The organism is Acinetobacter sp. NigerLNRRAM0016 (assembly GCF_054112845.1).
In genome coordinates, this window is record NZ_JBSYVT010000121.1 from 1 (window position 1) to 484 (window position 484).

Below are 484 nucleotides of genomic sequence, written 5' to 3' on the forward strand. Positions count from 1 at the left end.
AATTAAGGCTTATAGGATCGCTTGGTAAGGCTGTGTTAGCCGGATGCTTACTTTTAAATAAGGTTATTAGTTTGAACAACTTTATTTCTCAAACCATCAATAAAGTCCGACCACTCTTGCATCATTTTAGTCCTATATTCAAGGTATTGGGCATGGTTATACGCCTGAGAGACGGCATTGCCAACGGTGTGGGCTAACTGTATCTCAATAGCATCATGCATATAGCCTTGCTCATGTAAGGTTGTAGACGCAAGTCCACGAAAACCATGCCCTGTCATTTTACCTGTATAACCCATAGTGCGAATGGCGCTTAACAGAGCATTATTACTTAATGGTTTTGCAGTACTGTGATTATAGAAAACAAATTGCTTGTTGCCTGTAAGGGGTTGTAGAGCTTGAATGAGCTCCATAGCTTGTCTTGATAATGGAACGAAGAGATGGATCCGTAAATTTGAACAACTCCTATAAGTGATATTCTGCTCCT

1 protein-coding gene is annotated in these 484 nt (G+C 40.1%); it reads right to left on the reverse strand.

The genetic code is table 11. The annotated features are described in order from the left end of the window. Positions 1–53: 53 nt before the first annotated feature. Positions 54–484 (reverse strand): tyrosine-type recombinase/integrase (locus tag ACWQ4X_RS19800; RefSeq protein ID WP_457904687.1); only part of this gene is annotated, 431 nt, incomplete at its 5' end.